The 18,356-nt window shown below is 63.2% G+C and carries 15 protein-coding genes; 13 read left to right on the forward strand and 2 right to left on the reverse strand.

Features of this window, described 5'->3' with window-relative positions:
- The first annotated feature begins 120 nt into the window (after window positions 1–120).
- From LU493_RS11010 to LU493_RS11035, 6 genes are all read left to right on the forward strand, one after another.
- Complete coding sequence (locus LU493_RS11010) at window positions 121–1,098, forward strand: dipeptidase (RefSeq protein WP_275287846.1); 978 nt, start codon at window positions 121–123, stop codon at window positions 1,096–1,098.
- Between the two features lie 207 nt (window positions 1,099–1,305).
- Window positions 1,306–1,854, forward strand: a complete 549-nt coding sequence (locus LU493_RS11015) for a DUF5943 domain-containing protein (protein ID WP_275287847.1) — start codon at window positions 1,306–1,308, stop codon at window positions 1,852–1,854.
- 11 nt (window positions 1,855–1,865) lie between these two features.
- Complete coding sequence (gene dgcA / locus LU493_RS11020) at window positions 1,866–3,938, forward strand: dimethylglycine demethylation protein DgcA (protein WP_275287848.1); 2,073 nt, start codon at window positions 1,866–1,868, stop codon at window positions 3,936–3,938.
- A gap of 109 nt (window positions 3,939–4,047) precedes the next feature.
- A complete protein-coding gene (locus LU493_RS11025; protein ID WP_275287849.1) occupies window positions 4,048–6,018 on the forward strand; it encodes a (Fe-S)-binding protein in 1,971 nt (656 codons plus the stop codon).
- On the forward strand, window positions 6,018–7,286 hold the full coding sequence (locus tag LU493_RS11030; protein WP_275287850.1) for an electron transfer flavoprotein subunit alpha/FixB family protein: 1,269 nt from the start codon (window positions 6,018–6,020) through the stop codon (window positions 7,284–7,286). The genes LU493_RS11025 and LU493_RS11030 overlap by 1 nt, the downstream gene beginning before the upstream one ends.
- Window positions 7,276–8,079 carry an electron transfer flavoprotein subunit beta gene (locus LU493_RS11035; protein WP_275287851.1) on the forward strand — a complete coding sequence of 268 codons (804 nt, stop codon included), beginning with the start codon at window positions 7,276–7,278 and terminating at the stop codon, window positions 8,077–8,079. Before LU493_RS11030 ends, LU493_RS11035 begins: the two co-directional genes overlap by 11 nt.
- Before the next feature lie 122 nt (window positions 8,080–8,201).
- Here LU493_RS11035 and LU493_RS11040 read toward each other — a convergent pair whose 3' ends face one another.
- Window positions 8,202–8,720: an invasion associated locus B family protein gene (locus LU493_RS11040; RefSeq protein ID WP_275287852.1), complete on the reverse strand. Its 519-nt coding sequence runs from the start codon at window positions 8,718–8,720 to the stop codon at window positions 8,202–8,204.
- Between the two features lie 584 nt (window positions 8,721–9,304).
- On the opposite strand from LU493_RS11040, the gene LU493_RS11045 reads away from it, so the two are divergent.
- The 3 genes from LU493_RS11045 to LU493_RS11055 all read left to right on the forward strand — a co-directional run bounded on the left by LU493_RS11045 (window position 9,305) and on the right by LU493_RS11055 (window position 11,429).
- Window positions 9,305–9,574: a hypothetical protein gene (locus LU493_RS11045; protein ID WP_275287853.1), complete on the forward strand. Its 270-nt coding sequence runs from the start codon at window positions 9,305–9,307 to the stop codon at window positions 9,572–9,574.
- A 244-nt stretch (window positions 9,575–9,818) separates the two neighbouring features.
- Window positions 9,819–11,012 (forward strand): formaldehyde dehydrogenase, glutathione-independent, encoded by a 1,194-nt coding sequence (gene fdhA, locus LU493_RS11050; protein ID WP_275287854.1) that lies wholly within the window; start codon window positions 9,819–9,821, stop codon window positions 11,010–11,012.
- Window positions 11,013–11,189: 177 nt separating this feature from the next.
- A complete protein-coding gene (locus LU493_RS11055; RefSeq protein ID WP_275287855.1) occupies window positions 11,190–11,429 on the forward strand; it encodes a hypothetical protein in 240 nt (79 codons plus the stop codon).
- Between the two features lie 53 nt (window positions 11,430–11,482).
- Here LU493_RS11055 and LU493_RS11060 read toward each other — a convergent pair whose 3' ends face one another.
- The gene (locus LU493_RS11060) at window positions 11,483–12,766 is read right to left on the reverse strand and encodes an aromatic ring-hydroxylating oxygenase subunit alpha (RefSeq protein WP_275287856.1); all 1,284 of its coding nucleotides are present in this window, start codon (window positions 12,764–12,766) and stop codon (window positions 11,483–11,485) included.
- 334 nt (window positions 12,767–13,100) lie between these two features.
- Here LU493_RS11060 and LU493_RS11065 point away from each other — a divergent pair, with 334 nt between their 5' ends.
- From LU493_RS11065 to LU493_RS11080, 4 genes are all read left to right on the forward strand, one after another.
- The gene (locus tag LU493_RS11065; RefSeq protein WP_275287857.1) at window positions 13,101–14,207 is read left to right on the forward strand and encodes a hybrid-cluster NAD(P)-dependent oxidoreductase; all 1,107 of its coding nucleotides are present in this window, start codon (window positions 13,101–13,103) and stop codon (window positions 14,205–14,207) included.
- A gap of 135 nt (window positions 14,208–14,342) precedes the next feature.
- Window positions 14,343–15,383, forward strand: coding sequence for a GlxA family transcriptional regulator (locus LU493_RS11070; RefSeq protein WP_275287858.1), 1,041 nt, complete (start codon window positions 14,343–14,345; stop codon window positions 15,381–15,383).
- A 297-nt stretch (window positions 15,384–15,680) separates the two neighbouring features.
- Window positions 15,681–16,982 carry a serine hydroxymethyltransferase gene (gene glyA, locus LU493_RS11075; RefSeq protein WP_275287859.1) on the forward strand — a complete coding sequence of 434 codons (1,302 nt, stop codon included), beginning with the start codon at window positions 15,681–15,683 and terminating at the stop codon, window positions 16,980–16,982.
- A gap of 45 nt (window positions 16,983–17,027) precedes the next feature.
- Complete coding sequence (locus tag LU493_RS11080; RefSeq protein WP_275287860.1) at window positions 17,028–18,278, forward strand: sarcosine oxidase subunit beta family protein; 1,251 nt, start codon at window positions 17,028–17,030, stop codon at window positions 18,276–18,278.
- Window positions 18,279–18,356 lie beyond the last annotated feature (78 nt).

An 18,356-nucleotide genomic window follows, 5' to 3' on the forward strand; every position in this document is an offset into this window, starting at 1 on the left:
GCTGTCGCGATCACGACGCTCGTGACGTTTTTGGGATTTTTACGGTCGCTCCCAGGCGCCGGGCCTGGGGGGGCGAGGGATATGCTGCCGGCGTGATCATGCATCAACCGGAGCCCCGCCATGACCCCCGCCGAGCTGCACCAGGACGCCATCGTCATCGATGGTCTGATCATCGCCAAGTGGAATCGCGAACTCTTCGAGGACATGCGCAAGGGCGGACTGACGGCCGCCAATTGCACCGTCTCCGTCTGGGAGGGGTTCCAGGCCACCGTCGACAACATCGTCGCGACCAACGCCCTGCTGGCCGAGTCCAGTGACCTGGTGCGTCCCGTGCATACCACGGCGGATATCACCCGGGCCAAGGAAGAAGGCAAGACCGGCATCATCTATGGCTTTCAGAATGCCCATGCCTTCGAGGACCAGATCGGCTACGTCGAGATCTTCAAGCGCCTCGGCGTCGGTATCGTGCAGATGTGCTACAACACTCAGAACCTGGTGGGGACCGGCTGTTACGAGCGTGACGGTGGCCTGTCGGGGTTCGGCCGCGAAATCGTCGCCGAGATGAACCGCGTGGGCATCATGTGCGATCTCTCCCATGTCGGCGAGAAGACCTCCACCGAAGTCATCGAGGCTTCCGAGAAGCCGGTCTGCTATTCCCATTGCCTGCCTTCAGGGCTCAAGGACCATCCGCGCAACAAGTCCGACGAAGAGCTTAAGTTCATCGCCGACAATGGCGGCTTCGTCGGCGTCACCATGTTCACGCCCTTCCTGCGTGCCGGTATCGATGCCACCGTCGACGACTATGTCGAGGCCATCGAATACGTGATGAATATCGTCGGCGAGGATGCCATCGGTATCGGCACCGATTTCACCCAGGGCCAGGACCATGACTTCTTCGAGTGGCTGACCCATGACAAGGGCTATGCCCGTCGCTTGACCCGCTTCGGCAAGATCATCAACCCCGAGGGCATTCGTACCATCGGTGAGTTCGGCAACCTCACCGAGGCCCTGCTGCGGCGTGGCTTCAGCGAACACCAGGTGCGCAAGATCATGGGCGAGAACTGGGTTCGCGTGCTGAAGGATGTCTGGGGCGCCTAAGCGCGAGGGATGAGGAGCGAGGTGTGAGGGGATAGCCATCATGCCGTTCTCGACTGCTTATCGAAGCCCGAAGACCCGAGGTTATCTCAATAGCACATAGCGAGGGGCGCCGGGGGCAGGCCTGCCCCCGGATCAGCCCCGAGCGGTACTGCCAACGGCAACTGCTTGAAGCCCCATAACAATCAGCAAGATTCGAGGAATACGATCGTGACCAAGATGGCCCCCGAACTGCCCATCGACGTGGACGTCGAGACCGGTGTCTGGACCACCGATGCGCTGCCCATGCTCTATGTGCCGCGTCACTTCTTCATCAACAACCACGTGGCCGTGGAAGAGGCGCTCGGCGCCGAGACGTATGCCGAGATCCTCTATGACGCCGGCTACAAGAGCGCCTGGCATTGGTGTGAAAAGGAGGCCGAATGCCACGGCCTGGAAGGCAAGGCGGTGTTCGAGCATTACATGACGCGGTTGTCCCAGCGTGGCTGGGGGCGATTCATCACCGAACACATCGATCTCGAAGCCGGTACCTGCCGGGTGCGGCTCGAGCACAGTGCCTTCGTCTATCAACTGGGCAAGGTCGGGCGCCGGGTCGAGTACATGTTCACCGGCTGGTTCGCCGGTGCCATGGACCAGATCCTCGCCGCTCGGGGCAGTCAACGGCGGACCATCGCGGAACAGACCCAGAGCGCCGCCGAGGCGGGATGTGACGTCGGCTACTTCGTCACCGTGCCGCGTGATACCCAGGACCAAGGCTGAGGAGAGAGACCATGGCGTTCGATGCGATGTTCCAGCCGATCCAGATCGGCAACCTGACCATTCGTAACCGGGTGGTGAGCACCGCCCATGCCGAGGTGCATGCCACCGATGGGGGCATGACCACGGAGCGTTACGTCAAATACTACGAGGAGAAGGCCAAGGGGGGCTGCGGGCTGTGCATCTGCGGCGGCTCCTCGATCGTCTCCATCGACAGTCCCCAGGCCTGGTGGAGCTCGGTGAACCTGTCCACCGATCGCATCATTCCGCACTTCCAGAATCTGGCGGACGCCGTGCACAAGCACGGCGGCAAGATCATGATCCAGATCACCCACATGGGACGTCGCTCTCGCTGGGACGGCTTCGACTGGCCGAACCTGCTGTCACCGTCCGGCATCCGTGAGCCGGTCCACCGTTCCACCTGCAAGACCATCGAGGAAGAGGACATCTGGCGGATCATCGGCGACTTCGCCCAGGCCGCGCGCCGGGCGAAGGAAGGCGGCCTCGACGGCGTCGAGCTCTCTGCCGTCCACCAGCATCTGATGGATCAGTTCTGGAGTCCACGGGTCAACAAGCGCACCGATCAGTGGGGTGGCAGCTTCGAGAATCGCATGCGATTCGGGATGGAGGTGCTCAAGGCCGTTCGCGAGGAAGTCGGCGACGATTTCGTGGTAGGCATGCGTATCTGCGGCGACGAGTTCCACCCGGACGGTCTGTCCCACGAGGACATGAAACAGATCGCCGCCTATTATGATGCCACCGGCCAGGTCGATTTCTTCGGTGTGGTCGGCTCCGGCTGCGATACGCACGACACCCTGGCGAACGTGATCCCCAACATGTCCTATCCGCCGGAACCATTCCTCCACCTGGCGGCTGGCATCAAGGAAGTGGTCAAGACGCCGGTGATTCATGCCCAGAACATCAAGGATCCGAATCAGGCCAATCGGATCCTCGAAGGAGGGCACGTCGACCTGGTGGGCATGACCCGGGCGCATATCGCCGATCCGCACCTCATCACCAAGATCAAGATGGATCAGGTCGATCGAATCAAGCAGTGCGTGGGCGCCAACTACTGCATCGATCGCCAGTATCAGGGCCTGGATGTGTTGTGCATCCAGAATGCGGCCACGTCTCGCGAGTACATGGGGATGCCGCACGAGATCGAGGCTTCCGAAGGCCCCAGGCGACGGGTGGTCGTGGTAGGGGGTGGCCCCGGGGGCATGGAAGCGGCCCGTGTCGCCGCCGAACGAGGGCACGAGGTGACCCTGTTCGAAGCCGCCGAACAGCTCGGGGGGCAGATCACCATCGCCGCCAGGGCGCCGCAGCGTGACCAGATCGCCGGCATCACCCGCTGGTATCAACTCGAACTGGCGCGGCTGGGCGTCGATCAGCGCCTGGGAACTCGGGCCGACGAGGCCACTATCCTCGACCTGCGTCCGGACGTCGTGGTGCTGGCCACGGGCGGCCGTCCCTTCCTCGAACAGTATGAGGAATGGGGCTACGACGAAGACATCGACAAGAGCCTGGTGGTCAGTACCTGGGACGTGCTCGAAGGTCGTGTCGAGCCGGGCAGGAACGTCTTGATCTACGACACCATCTGCGAATTTTCCGGTGTCTCGGCGGCGGACTACCTGGCCGACAAGGGAGCCAAGGTCGAGATCGTCACCGATGACATCAAGCCGGGATCCGCGGTAGGCGGTACTACCTTCCCGACCTACTACCGCAGCCTCTACGAGAAGGAGGTGATCATGTCCTCCGACCTGGGGCTTCACAAGGTCTACCGCGAGGGCGAATCCCTGGTGGCGGTGCTGGAGAACGAGTACACCGGCGTTCAGGAAGAACGAGTGGTCGATCAGGTCGTGGTGGAGAACGGCGTACGGCCCGATGAAGCGCTCTACTATGCCCTCAAGCCTCAGTCCCGCAACAAGGGGCAGGTGGATATCGAGGCGCTCTACGCCGCTCAACCACAGCCCTGCCTGTCGGAGGAGGGCGATGGTCTGTTGCTGTTCCGCCTGGGAGACTGCACCTCGCCGCGCAATACTCACGCCGCGATCTATGATGCCCTGCGTCTGTGCAAGGACTTTTAACCCCTAGCTGGAAGCCTGAAGCTTGAAACTGGAAGGAAAACCCGCGCTTTTCGCCCTTTCTTCCAGCTTTCGGCTTTCAGCTTCCAGCTCGCCGATGAGGTGAGACGAGATGCTCGATACCCTCCTGCCGATACTGATCTTCGCCGCGCTCGCGTTGGCGGTGATCGGCGCCGGGCGGCGCGTCCGCCTGTGGCGTCAGGGGCGGCCCGCGCGGGTCGACCTGCTCAAGGGACTCGCCGCCATGCCGCGTCGCTATCTGGTGGATCTGCACCATGTCGTGGCGCGGGACAAGGTGATGTCCAACACCCACGTGGCCACCGCCGGCGGCTTCGTCGCCGCCGCGGTGCTGATGATTCTGGTCCATGGATTGGGGCTGGCCGAAGGCGTGCTCGGTTGGCTGCTGTTGCTGGCCAGCGCCACCATGTTCGTCGGCAGTCTTTTCGTGGCGCGCCGTCGTCGCAATCCGCCGTCACGGCTTTCCAGGGGTCCGTGGATGCGCCTGCCCAAGAGCCTGATGGCCTTCTCGCTGAGCGTCTTCCTGATCACCTTACCGACGGTCGGCATACTGCCGGAAGACTTTGGACACTGGATCCTGGCCATCCTGCTGTCCGCCGTGCTGGTCTGGGGGCTGGGCGAAATGGTCTTCGGCATGGCCTGGGGCGGCCCGATGAAGCACGCCTTCGCCGGCGCCCTGCACCTGGCCTTCCACCGACGCGCCGAGCGCTTCGGGGAAGGCAATCGCTCCACCGGCCTCAAGGCCCTGGACCTGGACGACGAGAACGCCACCCTGGGTGTCGAGACGCCCAGCGACTTCACCTGGAACCAGCTGCTCGGTTTCGATGCCTGCGTGCAGTGCGGCCGCTGCGAGGCGGTGTGTCCGGCCTTCGCGGCCGGCCAGCCGCTCAATCCCAAGAAGCTGATCCAGGACATGGTGGTGGGCCTGGCCGGTGGCAGCGACGCCCGGTATGCCGGCAGTCCCTATCCGGATCGCCCGGTGGGCGAGCACCATGGCTCGCCGCATGGCCCCATCGTGGCTCGGGAAGGCAAGGCGCTGGTCGATGCCGAGACGCTATGGTCCTGTACCACCTGTCGGGCCTGTGTCGAGGAATGTCCGATGATGATCGAGCACGTCGATGCCATCGTCGACATGCGGCGTTTCCTGACGCTGGAGCATGGCCAGACGCCCGGCAAGGGGGCCGAGGTGCTCGACAACCTGATCGCCACCGACAATCCCGGCGGTTTCGATCCCGGCGCCCGGATGCACTGGGCCGCCGACCTGGAGCTGCCGCTGATGGCGCAGCAAGGCCAGGCCGAGGTGTTGCTGTGGCTGGGCGACGGCGCCTATGACATGCGTAACCAGCGGACCCTGCGTTCTCTGGTCAAGGTGCTGCGTGCTGCCGGTGTCGATTTCGCGGTGCTGGGCGACGAAGAGCGGGACAGCGGTGACGTGGCGCGCCGGTTGGGCGATGAGGCGACCTTCCAGTCGCTGGCCCGTCGCAACATCGCCACGCTGTCGAAATACCGCTTCGAGCGCATCGTCACCTGTGATCCACATAGTTTCCATGTGCTGGGCAACGAGTACGGCGAACTGGGCGGCGACTATGCCGTTTCCCATCACAGCACCTTCATCGCCGAGCTGCATGATGCCGGGCGCCTCGAATTCCGTGCCTGGAAAGGGGGGCGTGTGACCTATCACGACCCCTGTTATCTCGGACGCTACAACGGCGAATTCGAGGCACCGCGCAATGTGCTCAAGGCGCTGGGCATCGAGGTGGCCGAGATGCAACGCTCCGGTTACCGTTCGCGCTGCTGTGGCGGCGGTGGTGGCGCGCCGATCACCGATGTGCCCGGCAAGCAGCGGATTCCCGACATGCGCATGGGCGATGTCCAGGAAACCGGTGCCGATCTGGTCGCTGTGGGCTGTCCGCAATGCACGGCCATGCTGGAAGGCGTGGTCGACAGTGATGCCGACGTTCGCGATATCGCCGAGCTGGTGGCGGAGGCGCTGGTCGACAGCGCGCCGTCCAAGGTATCCAAACCGAGATTGGCCCAGCAGCCGTTGGCTGAGGAGGTGGCGTGATGAGTGATCTCAGGCGTCGCGATCCCCGCAAGGAGTGGATCGGCCGCAACCGCCTGCATCCACAGCATCTGGAGGTGCTCGCGGAGCTGGGCATGGGGGCGGCGAGCGAATGGATGGGGCCGAACGGCGTGATTCGCCGCAACCCTCATGCGGTGGGCTTCGTCGGACCCAATGGCCTCAGGCGGATCGATCGCAGTGGAGCACAACAGGGCGTGGCCGGTGCCGGAGCATCGACGTCGGTCGCTGTTCAGAAGCCGCGGGTCGAGATCGATGATCCGGCCTTCTCGGTGGTAGTGGTACCCGACATGGCCGGCGGTCGCTTGAGCAGCCATGACCGCGATCTGATCGGGTTGGCGCGCCGTCTTGCCGATGTGGATTCGGGCACGCAGGGCGTCGTGGTAGCCGTCATCTTCGGCCCTCACAAGGAAGTGAACTTCGGTGAGGCGGGCATCGATCGCCTGCTGCATCTCGACTCGCCGGAGATGGCGGGGTATTCGCCCGAGGCGCGGCTGGTTGCCCTGACGCTGGTCGAGCAATCGTGGGCGCCTCGCCATTGGCTGCTGCCGGACTCCAAGCTGGGCGGTGGCGAGCTGGGTCGACGCCTCGCGGCCCGTTTGGGCGAACGCCCGGCGACGGGGGTCTGGCAGGTCGAGGCGGATGCCGAGCTGCCGTCGGGATGGCGCTGCATCGCGCGCGGTGCGGCAGAGTCACTGGATATTCAGCGTCCCTTGCCGCGGGTCTCGCTGGCCCTGGCCGAATGTGCCGAGCCGATCAGCGAGACATGCCATGCTGCCGCTGAACTGTCCTTGCCCCAGTCGTTGCCGTCGATGCTGTCACGCATCGACGATCTCGGACAGGTGCCCGTCGATCCGTCCGGGGTCGCCTTGTCCGAGGCCGAGTTCATTCTCTCCGCCGGCAATGGCGTCAAGGACTGGGACGGGTTCCATCACGCTGCCGAGGTGCTGGGAGCCACCGAAGGGGCGTCGCGGGTGGCGGTGGATGACGGCTTCATGGCGCGCGACCGTCAGGTCGGGGCTACCGGCACCTGGGTCAGTGCCCGGGTCTATGTGGCCGTTGGCATCAGTGGCGCCATCCAGCATCTGCAGGGAATCCAGACCTGCGAGAAGGTGGTGGCGATCAACATGGATCCGGGGTGCGACATGATCAAACGTGCCGATCTCGCGGTGATCGGGGACTCGACCCGGATACTCGAGGCGTTGGTCACCCTGGTGAAGCAAGCGCGAGAGGAGAAACGCGATGCGGCCTGAAACATCCATCAATCCGGGACTGGAGGTGACGGTGCTGGTGTCCATTGGCCGTCATCCGGTGACCGGCAGGGCGAGGCGCGCCGATCAGGATGCTCGGGGGGTGGAATTGGCGCGTTCACTGGAAGGTGCCGAGGTGCAACTGCTGCATGCCGGTGAACAGGCAGAAACCAGCGAGGCGGCGTTGCGCGGCTATCTGGGCATGGGGTTCTCGGAACTGTCATTGCTCGAGCAGCCGCAGGGGGCCGATGTGGTGCCTGCCCTGGCCGAAGCCCTGGACGCAGCGGCGCCGCACCTGGTGATCACCGGTGAGCGTGCCGAGCGGGGCGAAGGGTCAGGGTTGCTGCCTTATCTGCTGGCCGAGCGGCTCGGCTGGCCTCTGGTGAGCGGTCTGGCAGCGGTGGAAGGCGTCGAGAATGGAGTGGCGACTCTGCTGCAGGCCTTGCCGAGAGGCCAGCGGCGCCGCCTGAAAGTGCGGCTGCCGGCCATCGTCACCGTCGATGGCGCGGCTCCCGCGCCGCGCCAGAGTGCCTATGGGCCGGCGCGGCGCGGGACGTTCGAAGCGCTCGCCGGACCGGTCTGTCATGACGAGGAATGGGCCGAATGGCAGGTGCAGCCGGCCCGCAAGCGCCCCAAACGCCTGAAGATCGTCAAGGCGGCATCGGCGCGAGACCGCTTCAAGGCAGCGGCGGCCAAGGCCGAAGGTGGGGGCGGCCAGGTGTTGACGGATGTGACGCCGGAGCAGGGCGCCGAGGCGATACTGAAGTTGCTGCGTGAGGAAGAGGTATTGCGCTGACAACGAGGACTCGAAGGCAGCTCGGCGTGCCTATCGGGCTGATGATGCCTTCCCGAGATACGAAAACGGCGGCCTGCAGAAGGCCGCCGTTTTCTTGTGTATCGCTGATACCCGGGACGATATCAGATCTGGGCCATGGCGTCGGTGAAGCCCATCAGCGAGATATTCAGATCCATGCGCTGCCCATCCGGTGCAATCAGGCTCAGGGTCGCTGAGGTGCCGCCTCGCAGGCTTTGCAACAGCGAGGACTGGAGCGGCACGTCGGCGCGGCAGCCTTGTTGCTGGCAGACCTGGTAGGGGAATTGCACGGGCTCGCCGTTATCGACGCTGAGCTGCAGGCCCGGCGCCAGGCGAACGCCCAGCGGCAACAGGAAGGTCATCACCGGGCTATCGGCCTGAGGCGGGTTGGCGATCACCACACGCATCATCGGCTGGTCGTTCTCGGTGTTGGTGATGACCTGATTCATGGTGCAGGGCCCCTGGCTGGCATCCTGCGGACAGATCACCTGCCAATCCTGAAACTGCTGGGTATCGACGTTGGCATTGCCCGTCGGCTGCTGCTGGGCGAAGGCCTGGGGGGCGAAGGCCAGCAGTGCAAGCAGGACAGCGAGGTAGAGGCGCGGCGCGAGGCGGTCAAACATAAATGGTAATCTCCTGTGGTGACAGCGAATCCGTATCGCTGAAGGTAGTTCAACATGACTATCACCTCCGAGGCGAATTCGCCAGGAAGCGATGCCGGTGGCTTCCCGTAACGGGCTGGTTCCATGCCCTTTCCATGACCGGAAACGCACCACTCATCATCTCGAGACTCTTTGTAAATCAATGGCCCCGTGCCGGGCAACCAAAGTTCGTTGAACAAGGAAAAATTGCCAATGGGTGGCGTCGAGACATCCGTCGGGGTCGTCGTCGGTCATGGCGCCGGCGAGGGTTGACGGTGTTTCGTCTCGCGGGGTAAAAGATAAGTGCCGGCTCATATTTCGAGCCGGTGATAAACGCCGTTTCAGACGAGTCGACGACATGAATCATTCGCGCACCGCATCAGGTTATGGCCTCGCCATCATGCGACAGCATGATCCGCGAGCGCTTGCCTGTCCGTGTGCCGTCGAACGAGTCTGACACCTCGCAGGCCGCGGATCTTGCCGCGGCCTGTAATACTTTCCGGGTGATGACCGCCCGCCTCGACAGGATCCCGGCCTCCTCGATACCCAACGAAGGAGACCGAGACATGATGCTTTCCTCGCTGTTTCGTCGGCTGCCCCGGTATCTGGGCGGCACTCGTCGTGCAACTCCCGCGCCCCTGGGCAGTCTCAATGCGCATCTGCTGCGTGATATCGGGCTGCATGTCGAGGGCGGTGCCATTCGGCCACTCGACCCGGGCATTCCATCGGCCCGTCGGCGCATGGAGACCGTTGCCCCCTTGACCGGAAGGCCATCGGTGGCTGCACGGCGTAGTGGTGCCGAGGTCTGTCCTCACTGTGGCATGACCTTGACCTAGGGAAGCCGCGGTCGCCGGACGCGGCCGCGGCTCTTCGACGGTGCGATGGGGCCGAGGTAACGGTCCCATCGCATCATTCGGTCCTGCCTTGGCAGGGCCCCTGGCGCATCATTCTTCGATGCGTCATGAAGGATGTCTTGTTTTGACATGACGGTGACTCGCTGGGAACAGTGCACTCCTGTGGAGGGGCTATGGTCGTGGAGCGGAGCTTCCGCCTCTCACAACAAGCCGAAGGAAGATAACCATGAGCACAGCCAACCGCGGTGTCGTCTACAAGGGGCCAGGGCAAGTCGCCGTCGAGTCGATTCCCTACCCGGAACTTGCGCTTGGCAATCGCAAATGCCAGCACGGCGTGATTCTCAAGGTCGTGACCACCAACATCTGTGGCAGTGACCAGCACATGGTACGAGGCCGCACCACGGCCCCCGAAGGGCTGGTTCTCGGCCACGAGATCACGGGAATCGTCATTGAAGCTGGGCGCGATGTCGAGTTCATCAAGCCGGGCGACCTGGTCTCGGTACCCTTCAATATCGCCTGCGGTCGCTGCCGTAACTGCAAGGAAGGTCAGACCGGTATCTGTCTCAACGTCAATCCGGCTCGTCCCGGTGCCGCCTACGGTTACGTCGACATGGGCGGCTGGTCCGGAGGGCAGACCGACTATGTCATGGTGCCCTATGCCGACTTCAATCTGCTGAAATTCCCGGATGCCGATCAGGCGATGGAGAAGATCCGTGACCTGACCCTGTTGTCCGATATCTTCCCGACCGGCTTCCATGGTTGTGTCACCGCCGGTGTCGGCCCCGGCAGCACCGTCTACATCGCCGGCGCGGGCCCGGTCGGTCTAGCTGCGGCGGTATCCGCGCAGTTGCTGGGTGCGGCCTGCGTCATCGTTGGTGACATGATCGAGGAACGTCTGGCACAGGCCCGCAGCTTCGGCTGCGAGACCATCGACCTGACCCAGGATGGTGACATGGCCGACAAGATCGAGGTGATCCTGGGCGAGCGCGAGGTTGATGCCTTCGTCGACTGTGTCGGTTTCGAGGCCCACGCCTGTGGCTGCAACCATGGCAAGGAGGCGCCCGCGACCGTGCTTAACTCTGCCATGTCGCTGACCCGTGCCGGCGGGCAGATCGGCATTCCGGGCCTGTATGTGACCGAGGACCCTGGGGCCGCTGACGAAGCCGCCAAGCAAGGCGCTCTGAGCATGCGCTTCGGCCAGGGCTGGGCGAAATCCCATTCCTTCCATACCGGGCAGTGTCCGGTCATGAAATATCACCGACCTCTGATGCAGGCGATTCTGTTCGACAAGGTAAAGATCGCTGATGCGGTCAATGTCCAGATGATCACTCTGGATGAGGCGCCCAAGGGGTATGCCGACTTCGATGGTGGCGCGGCGAAGAAATTCGTCCTGGATCCTCATGGCAGTGTCGCTGCCTGAAGTCGACCAGGTGGTGGCTCGACGAGGTCCACCCGGTTTTCCGGGTGGACCTCTTTTGGCATTGCCTGTCCCTCGGGACGATGCCAATCTTCGTCAAGAGCAGGCGTCACGCGCATCGTGGCCCAGCGTTGTGCCGGAATACGTCGATGCGGCGATGGCCGAAGGGAGGATGACGCGATGATGATCGTTGAGCTGATCGATGGGGACGACTTTCGCGACCGGCTGGTCGCGCTGGGGATTCGCATCCCCGAGCATGCCTGTCCCGAGACCTGTGCCCGGATGGCACTGCTCAAGCATATGGAAGTGGGGGTGCCGGGGCTTCAGGAGCTGGTACGCGAGATGATGGACAAGTCGGATGTGCTGTTGCCCTCGGTGAGGGCGGCCATCGAGCGTTTTCTGTTGCCCGGGTTGCGCTGATTCCGTACGGGGCCGGCCCTGCAAGTCGGGCCGGCGTTCTCGTCCGGCCGCGTTCAGCCCTGGGCCAGGGTCAGGTGGGATGCCTGGCCGAGGTTTTCCAGCATGCGTTCGCTGTACCAGTCGACGAAGTCGATCACGCCGAATTCGAAGGTCTCCGAGTAGGGGCCCGGCTCATAGGCGCGAGAGTTGATGCCGCGCTGGTTCTCTTCGGCGAGCCGACGATCCTGATCATTGGTGGCGTCCCAGACGCGACGCATCTGGTCGGGATCGTAATCGACACCCTCGACGGCATCCTTGTGCACCAGCCACTTGGTGGTGACGACCGTTTTCTGCGGCCCCAGCGGCAGGACACGGAAGACCACGGCATGATCGCCCATGAAATGATTCCAGGAATTGGGCAGGTGGAGGAGACGCAGAACGCCGAGATCGGGACTCGGCAGGCGTCCCATCAGCTTCCGGCAGGCCTGCTGGCCATCCATGGTCATGGAAACGGTGCCATTCAGCAACGGGGTGCGAGTCAGGCGGTTGCGTCGGCCGATCCGCTTGAGCTGCCAGGGTACGCCCATGGCCTGCCACTCACCCTGCTTGCGTGCTACCAGTGCCTTGTAGGCTGGCGTAGCGCGAGGGTCTTCGCTGTCATCGAATTCCTGTAGCGAGTTGAGCAATTCCGGGTGTGCGCCATTGCAGTGATAGCATTCGCGATTGTTCTCGATCACCAGCTTCCAGTTGGCCTGCTCGACGATGCTGGACTCCGCGGCCACCTTGACGTTGTCCATGTCGTAGAGGTCCAGGTAATGCTCGAGGGTCTCCAGCAGTTCATCGATGGTCGGCGGTTGCTCCGCCAGGTTGACGAAGATGTAGCCGCCGGCGGTCCTGACATTAATGGGTTTCAGGCCGTAGGCGGAGAGATCGAAGTCCGTCCCCATGTCGGTGCCGGCGAACAGCAGCCGTCCGTCGAGTTCATAGGTCCACTGGTGATAGGGACAGACCAGCTTGGCGACCTTGCCCTTGTCCTGCAGGCATAGCCGTGATCCACGATGCCGGCAGACGTTATGGAACGCATGTACCTGGCCGTTGTTGCCGCGCACGATGACCACCGGGTTGTCGCCGACTTCCAGGGTGATGAAGTTGCCCTTGGCGGGAATTTCGCAGGTCAAGCCGGCGAACAGCCATTCTTTCTCGAAGATTTCCTGAATATCCAGCTGGAACAGTCGTTCGTCGTTATAGAACGGTTGCGGCAACGAGAAGTGACGACGACGTTGGGCCAGCATGTCGGCCGTGGCGTCGCGGGCGGGAGCCAGGGGATCATCCAGACGAGCGAAGGACAGGGAATCCATGGAAGCACTTCCTCATTGCAGGACCACTCGCGTGGCCTCGGGATTGTGGGTTGGGAGGAGCCGGTCAGGGTCAAGTGGGCCGCGCCAGGGTATGGGTCGTGGCGCATTGGCAGCGAGTTTGGAACACTGCCGTTGGCGAGGGATGTCCATCGACGACGCCGGACGATGCAGTTACGACGCCGGGTATCAGAAAAATTGACGTCTCTGGATGCCACGGATATGCCCGTGTCGCTGACAGGCAAGTCGACGGGGGCGGGGCTGCGCAGAATTCGCTCAACGGCAGGCGGGAACCGCGGTCGGACACCTCCATGCTGCAGCATTAGGCGACGCGACGATGACCATGAACTTTCTCAACCCCGTCACCACCCAGACCTGGACCAATGGCCGCCATCTGGTGCGTTGCGTCAAGGTGATCCAGGAAACTTGGGATACCCGCACCTTCTGTTTCATGGCCGAACAGCCGGTCATGTTCTTCTTCAAGCCCGGGCAGTTCGTCACTCTGGAACTGGAGATCAATGGCGAGCCGATCATGCGCTCCTATACCATTTCCAGTTCGCCGTCGGTCCCCTACAGCTTCTCGATCACCGTCAAGCGCATGCCGGGTGGCGTGGTCTCCAACTGGCTGCACGACAACCTGAGCATCAACGATGAACTGGCGGTACATGGTCCGGTGGGCAACTTCAACATCATCGACTACCCGACCGACAAGGTGTTGATGCTTTCCGGCGGCGTCGGCATCACGCCGCTGATGTCCATGGTGCGCTGGTTGTTCGATACCAACGCCGTTGTCGATATGCAGTTCGTGCACAGTGCGCGGACGCCGCGGGACCTGATCTTCCATCGTGAGCTGGAACACATCTTCTCCCGGATCCCCGAATTCAAGTTGCATATTGTCTGCGAGCGGGGCGACGAGCTGGGCGAGGCCTGGTCGGGGTTCCGCGGTTATCTGAATCAGGCGATGCTCGAGCTGATGGCGCCGGACTTCATGGACCGGGAGATCTTCTGCTGTGGTCCCACCCCCTACATGAATGCCGTCAAGCAGTTGCTGAAGGCCAACGGCTTCGACATGGCGCACTACCATGAGGAGTCCTTCGGTGCCACGCCGATGGATGTCCAGGAAGAAGTCATCGAGAATGTCGAGCAGGCAGAGGCCGAAGCGGAAGAAGTCGATGCTGCCGACCTGGTCACCGTCGAGTTCAGCAGCACCGGCAAGAGCGTGAAGATCCTGCCCAGCGAGACCGTGCATGCCGCCGCTTCCAAGCTTGGCCTGCATATCCCCAAGGCATGCGGCATGGGGATATGCGGCACATGTCGAGTGGGCTTGTCCGGTGGCCAGGTCGAGATGGAGCACAACGGCGGCATCACCGACGAGGACATCGAAGAGGGCTACATTCTCTCCTGCTGCAGCAAGCCTCTGGGTAATGTGGTGGTAGACTTCTAGGCTATAGACGAATCGTGCCTGCGTTCGTCGATTTTTCGTACTAGAGCGGCCCTGGCCCCTGGCCAAGGGGATTGCGCCACCGCCCAGCGACCGGGACACTGCCAGGTGCCCGGTCGTATTGTTCAAGAGGCCGTCATGACCGATTCCTCCGCGCCGCCGCTCTCGGTCGGCTTCGTGCTGTTGCGCCGTTTCACCATGCTGCCCTTCGCGGCCTTCGTCGATTGCCTGCGACTGGCCGCGGACGAAGGCGATCGCAGTCGGCAGTTGCGCTGTCACTGGGTATTCATGACCAGTGCCGGTCAGGATGCCATCTCCAGCTGCGGGGCGGCGATCACGCCCTGCACGGCCTTTCGCGAACCGACCGAGTTCGACTATATCGTGACCATCGGGGGCGTGCAGGACGAGCATGACGATGTGGACGAGACGGCGATTGCCTATCTGCGTCGGGCGGCTCGGGCGGGCGTGCCGCTCATCGGGGTCTGCACCGGCGTCTTCGCATTGATCAAGGCGGGGGTGATGGGAGGTCGACGCTGCTGTGTCAGCTGGTATCACCATGGCGACCTGACGCGACGCTTCCCCGATATCGAGCCGGTGGCGGATCGCCTGTTCGTCGATGACGGCGATCGATTGACGTGTGCCGGCGGTACCGCCGCCGCCGATCTGGGGGCCTATCTGGTGGAGCGTCACCTGGGCAAGGCCTGGGCCATGAAGAGCCTGCATATCATGCTCATCGATGAGGCGCGTCGCGGTGATCACCCCCAGCCCCAGCCGGTGGTCTTCGACAAGGTCGAGGACAGGGTGGTGCGACGTGCCATCGGCATCATCGAGCAGCATCTCGGCGAAGCGATCACGGTGGATGAGCTGGCCCAGCGGGTGGGCACCTCGCGACGCAACATCGAGCGCAAGTTCCGTGATGAGCTCGGGGTCGGGCCGCAGAAGTTCGCGCGTGACCTGCGGCTACGCTACGGCCTCTGGCTGCTGCACTATACCGCCAAGAGCGTTACCGAGATCGGCGAACGCTGCGGCTTTTCCGACACGGCCCACTTTTCCCGCCACTTCCGTGATGCCTTCGGCGCGCCCCCTTCCATGGTGCGCAAGACGGCCTCGGGGCGCGAAGCGACCCGGGTCGATCCTTTCTTCCTGCATATCGAATCGCGTCCTGTCCGGGAGCCGTGACGTCGCTGCATCGGAGCCGGCTGGCGAAGTACCGCGAGTCGTCGCGCTCTGGTGGAGATGTTCAAATATTTAGCGAAAGAAAAGTGAACATTAACAGCATGTTGCGTGGATGGTCGCGAATATGGCGCTAAAGTTGTCGCATATATTCAATCGCTCGTCACCAGGGTTGGCTATTAATGACGGCAAGGAATCCGGACCCCATATCGACGGTCTCGTACAGCGATGACGGTGTCGTTTCCAGAATACTGTGTGGTCCACTTTTTCTTAACGTTGTGAAGCCAACCTACAGGTGATGCCATGAACGACAACAACCTGACCCAGACCGATCCGCAGATCGCTGCCGCCATCGCCGACGAAGTGGCGCGACAGGAAGCGCATATCGAGCTCATCGCCTCGGAGAACTACGCCAGCCCGCAGGTCATGGCGGCGCAGGGAACCCATCTGACCAACAAGTATGCCGAGGGGTATCCCGGCAAGCGTTACTATGGCGGCTGCGAGCACGTCGATGTGGTCGAGCGACTGGCCATCGAACGGGCCTGTGCGCTGTTCGGCGCCGACTATGCCAACGTCCAGCCGCATTCGGGGGCCCAGGCCAACGCCGCGGCCTTCATGGCCCTGGTCTCGCCGGGCGACACCGTGCTGGGCATGAGCCTGGCCCATGGCGGTCACCTGACTCACGGTGCCGCACCGAATTTTTCCGGCAAGCATTACCATGCCGTCCAGTATGGCTTGAATCCGGAAACCGGCGAGATCGACTACGAGGAAGTCGAGCGCCTGGCCAACGAGCACCAGCCCAAGCTGATCATCGCTGGCTTCTCGGCCTATTCCCGGGTGATCAACTGGCGCCGCTTCCGCGATATCGCCGATGCGGTCGGTGCCTGGCTGCTGGTCGACATGGCGCACGTCGCCGGCCTGGTGGCCGCCGGTCATTATCCGAGCCCGTTGCCCCATGCCCATGTGGTGACCACCACGACGCACAAGACCCTGCGTGGTCCCCGTGGCGGCTTGATCCTTTCCGCCAGCGGCGACGAGGCGCTCTACAAGAAGCTCAATGGTGCGGTTTTCCCCGGTCAGCAGGGCGGTCCGCTGATGCATGTCATCGCCGCCAAGGCGGTGGCCTTCCGCGAAGCCATGAGCCAGGACTTCGTGCGTTACCAGGCGCGGGTCATCGACAATGCCCGCGCCATGGCCGAGGTCTTCGTCGAGCGCGGCTGCGACGTGGTGTCCGGTGGTACCGACGATCACCTCTTCCTGGTGTCGCTGATCAAGCTCGGCGTGACCGGCAAGGACGCGGATGCCGCCCTGGGCCGTGCCCACATCACCGTCAACAAGAACGCGGTCCCCAATGACCCCCAGAGCCCCTTCGTGACCTCTGGCCTGCGTATCGGCACCCCGGCGGTGACCACGCGCGGCTTCGATCAAGAGGATTGCGTGGCGCTGGCCGGCTGGATCTGCGACATCCTCGATGTGCTGGCCAAGGAAGAGGACACCGCCGAGATCGAAGCCGAGGTGCGAGGCAAGGTCGCCGAGCTGTGCGCTCGTCATCCGGTCTATGGCACTCCCCGGGAAAGCCAAGCCGACGCCGCCTCCATCGCGTGACGCCCTTCCCGCCCGAGAGGGCGGGAATCCAGTAGGAGAGATCCCATGCAACGTTATTCAGGCTTCGGGCTGGTCAAGCACGCACTGAGCCATCACGAGAACTGGCAGCGCCAGTGGCGCAACCCCACCCCCAAGAAGGCGTACGATGTGATCATCGTCGGCGGGGGCGGTCATGGTCTGGGCACGGCCTACTACCTGGCCAAGGAATTCGGCATCCGCAATGTGGCGGTGATCGAGAAGGGCTGGCTGGGTGGCGGCAACACGGCGCGCAACACCACCATCGTGCGTTCCAACTATCTGTGGGACGAGGCCGCCGCGCTTTATGAGCATTCCATGAAGCGCTGGGAAGGGCTGTCCCAGGACCTCAACTACAACGTCATGTTCTCCCAGCGCGGCGTGCTCAACCTCGGGCATACCCTGCAGGACATGCGTGATATCCAGCGCCGGGTCAACGCCAATCGCCTGAACGGCATCGATGGCGAGGTGCTCGACGCCAAGGGTGTGCAGGAGCTGGTGCCGATCATGGATTGCTCCAAGAACGCCCGGTATCCGGTGATGGGGGCCTCCTGGCAGCCCCGCGCCGGGGTGGCGCGCCACGATGCCGTGGCCTGGGGCTATGCCCGAGGCGCCGATGCGCTCGGCGTGGACATCCTGCAGCAGACCGAGGTCACCGGCTTCAAGATTCGCGATGGCCAGGTCTACGGCGTGCACACCAATCGCGGCGACATCGAGGCCAAGACCGTCGGTTGCGTGGCCGCCGGCAACTCCGGGGTACTGGCGAAGATGGCCGGACTCAAGTTGCCACTGGAATCGCATCCGTTGCAGGCGCTGGTCTCCGAGCCGCTCAAGCCGGTCCTCGACACCGTGGTGATGTCCAACCATGTGCATGGCTATATCAGCCAGTCGGACAAGGGCGACCTGGTCATCGGTGCCGGCATCGACGGCTATACCGGCTATGGCCAGCGCGGTAGTTATCCGACCGTTGAGCATACCCTGCAGGCTATCGTCGAGATGTTCCCGATCTTCTCCCGGGTACGCATGAATCGGCAGTGGGGCGGCATCGTCGACACTTGCCCGGATGCCTGCCCGCTCATTTCCAAGACCAAGGTGAAAGGGCTCTACTTCAACTGCGGCTGGGGAACGGGTGGCTTCAAGGCCACACCGGGCTCGGCCCATGTGTTCGCCGCCAGTCTTGCCAAGGGGGAGATGCACCCGCTCGCCGCACCGTTCTCCATCGATCGCTTCAATACCGGGGCCTTGATCGATGAGCACGGCGCCGCCGGCGTGGCCCACTAGGCGCTGTCCGGGCCAGACGACTGTCGTTCAGCGCCAGTGAGCGCAGAACAATTCTTTGCTTTCATCCAGAGCGATGGA

Source organism: Halomonas elongata (assembly GCF_029081005.1).
In the GTDB taxonomy this organism is placed as follows: Bacteria; Pseudomonadota; Gammaproteobacteria; order Pseudomonadales; family Halomonadaceae; genus Halomonas; species Halomonas elongata_B.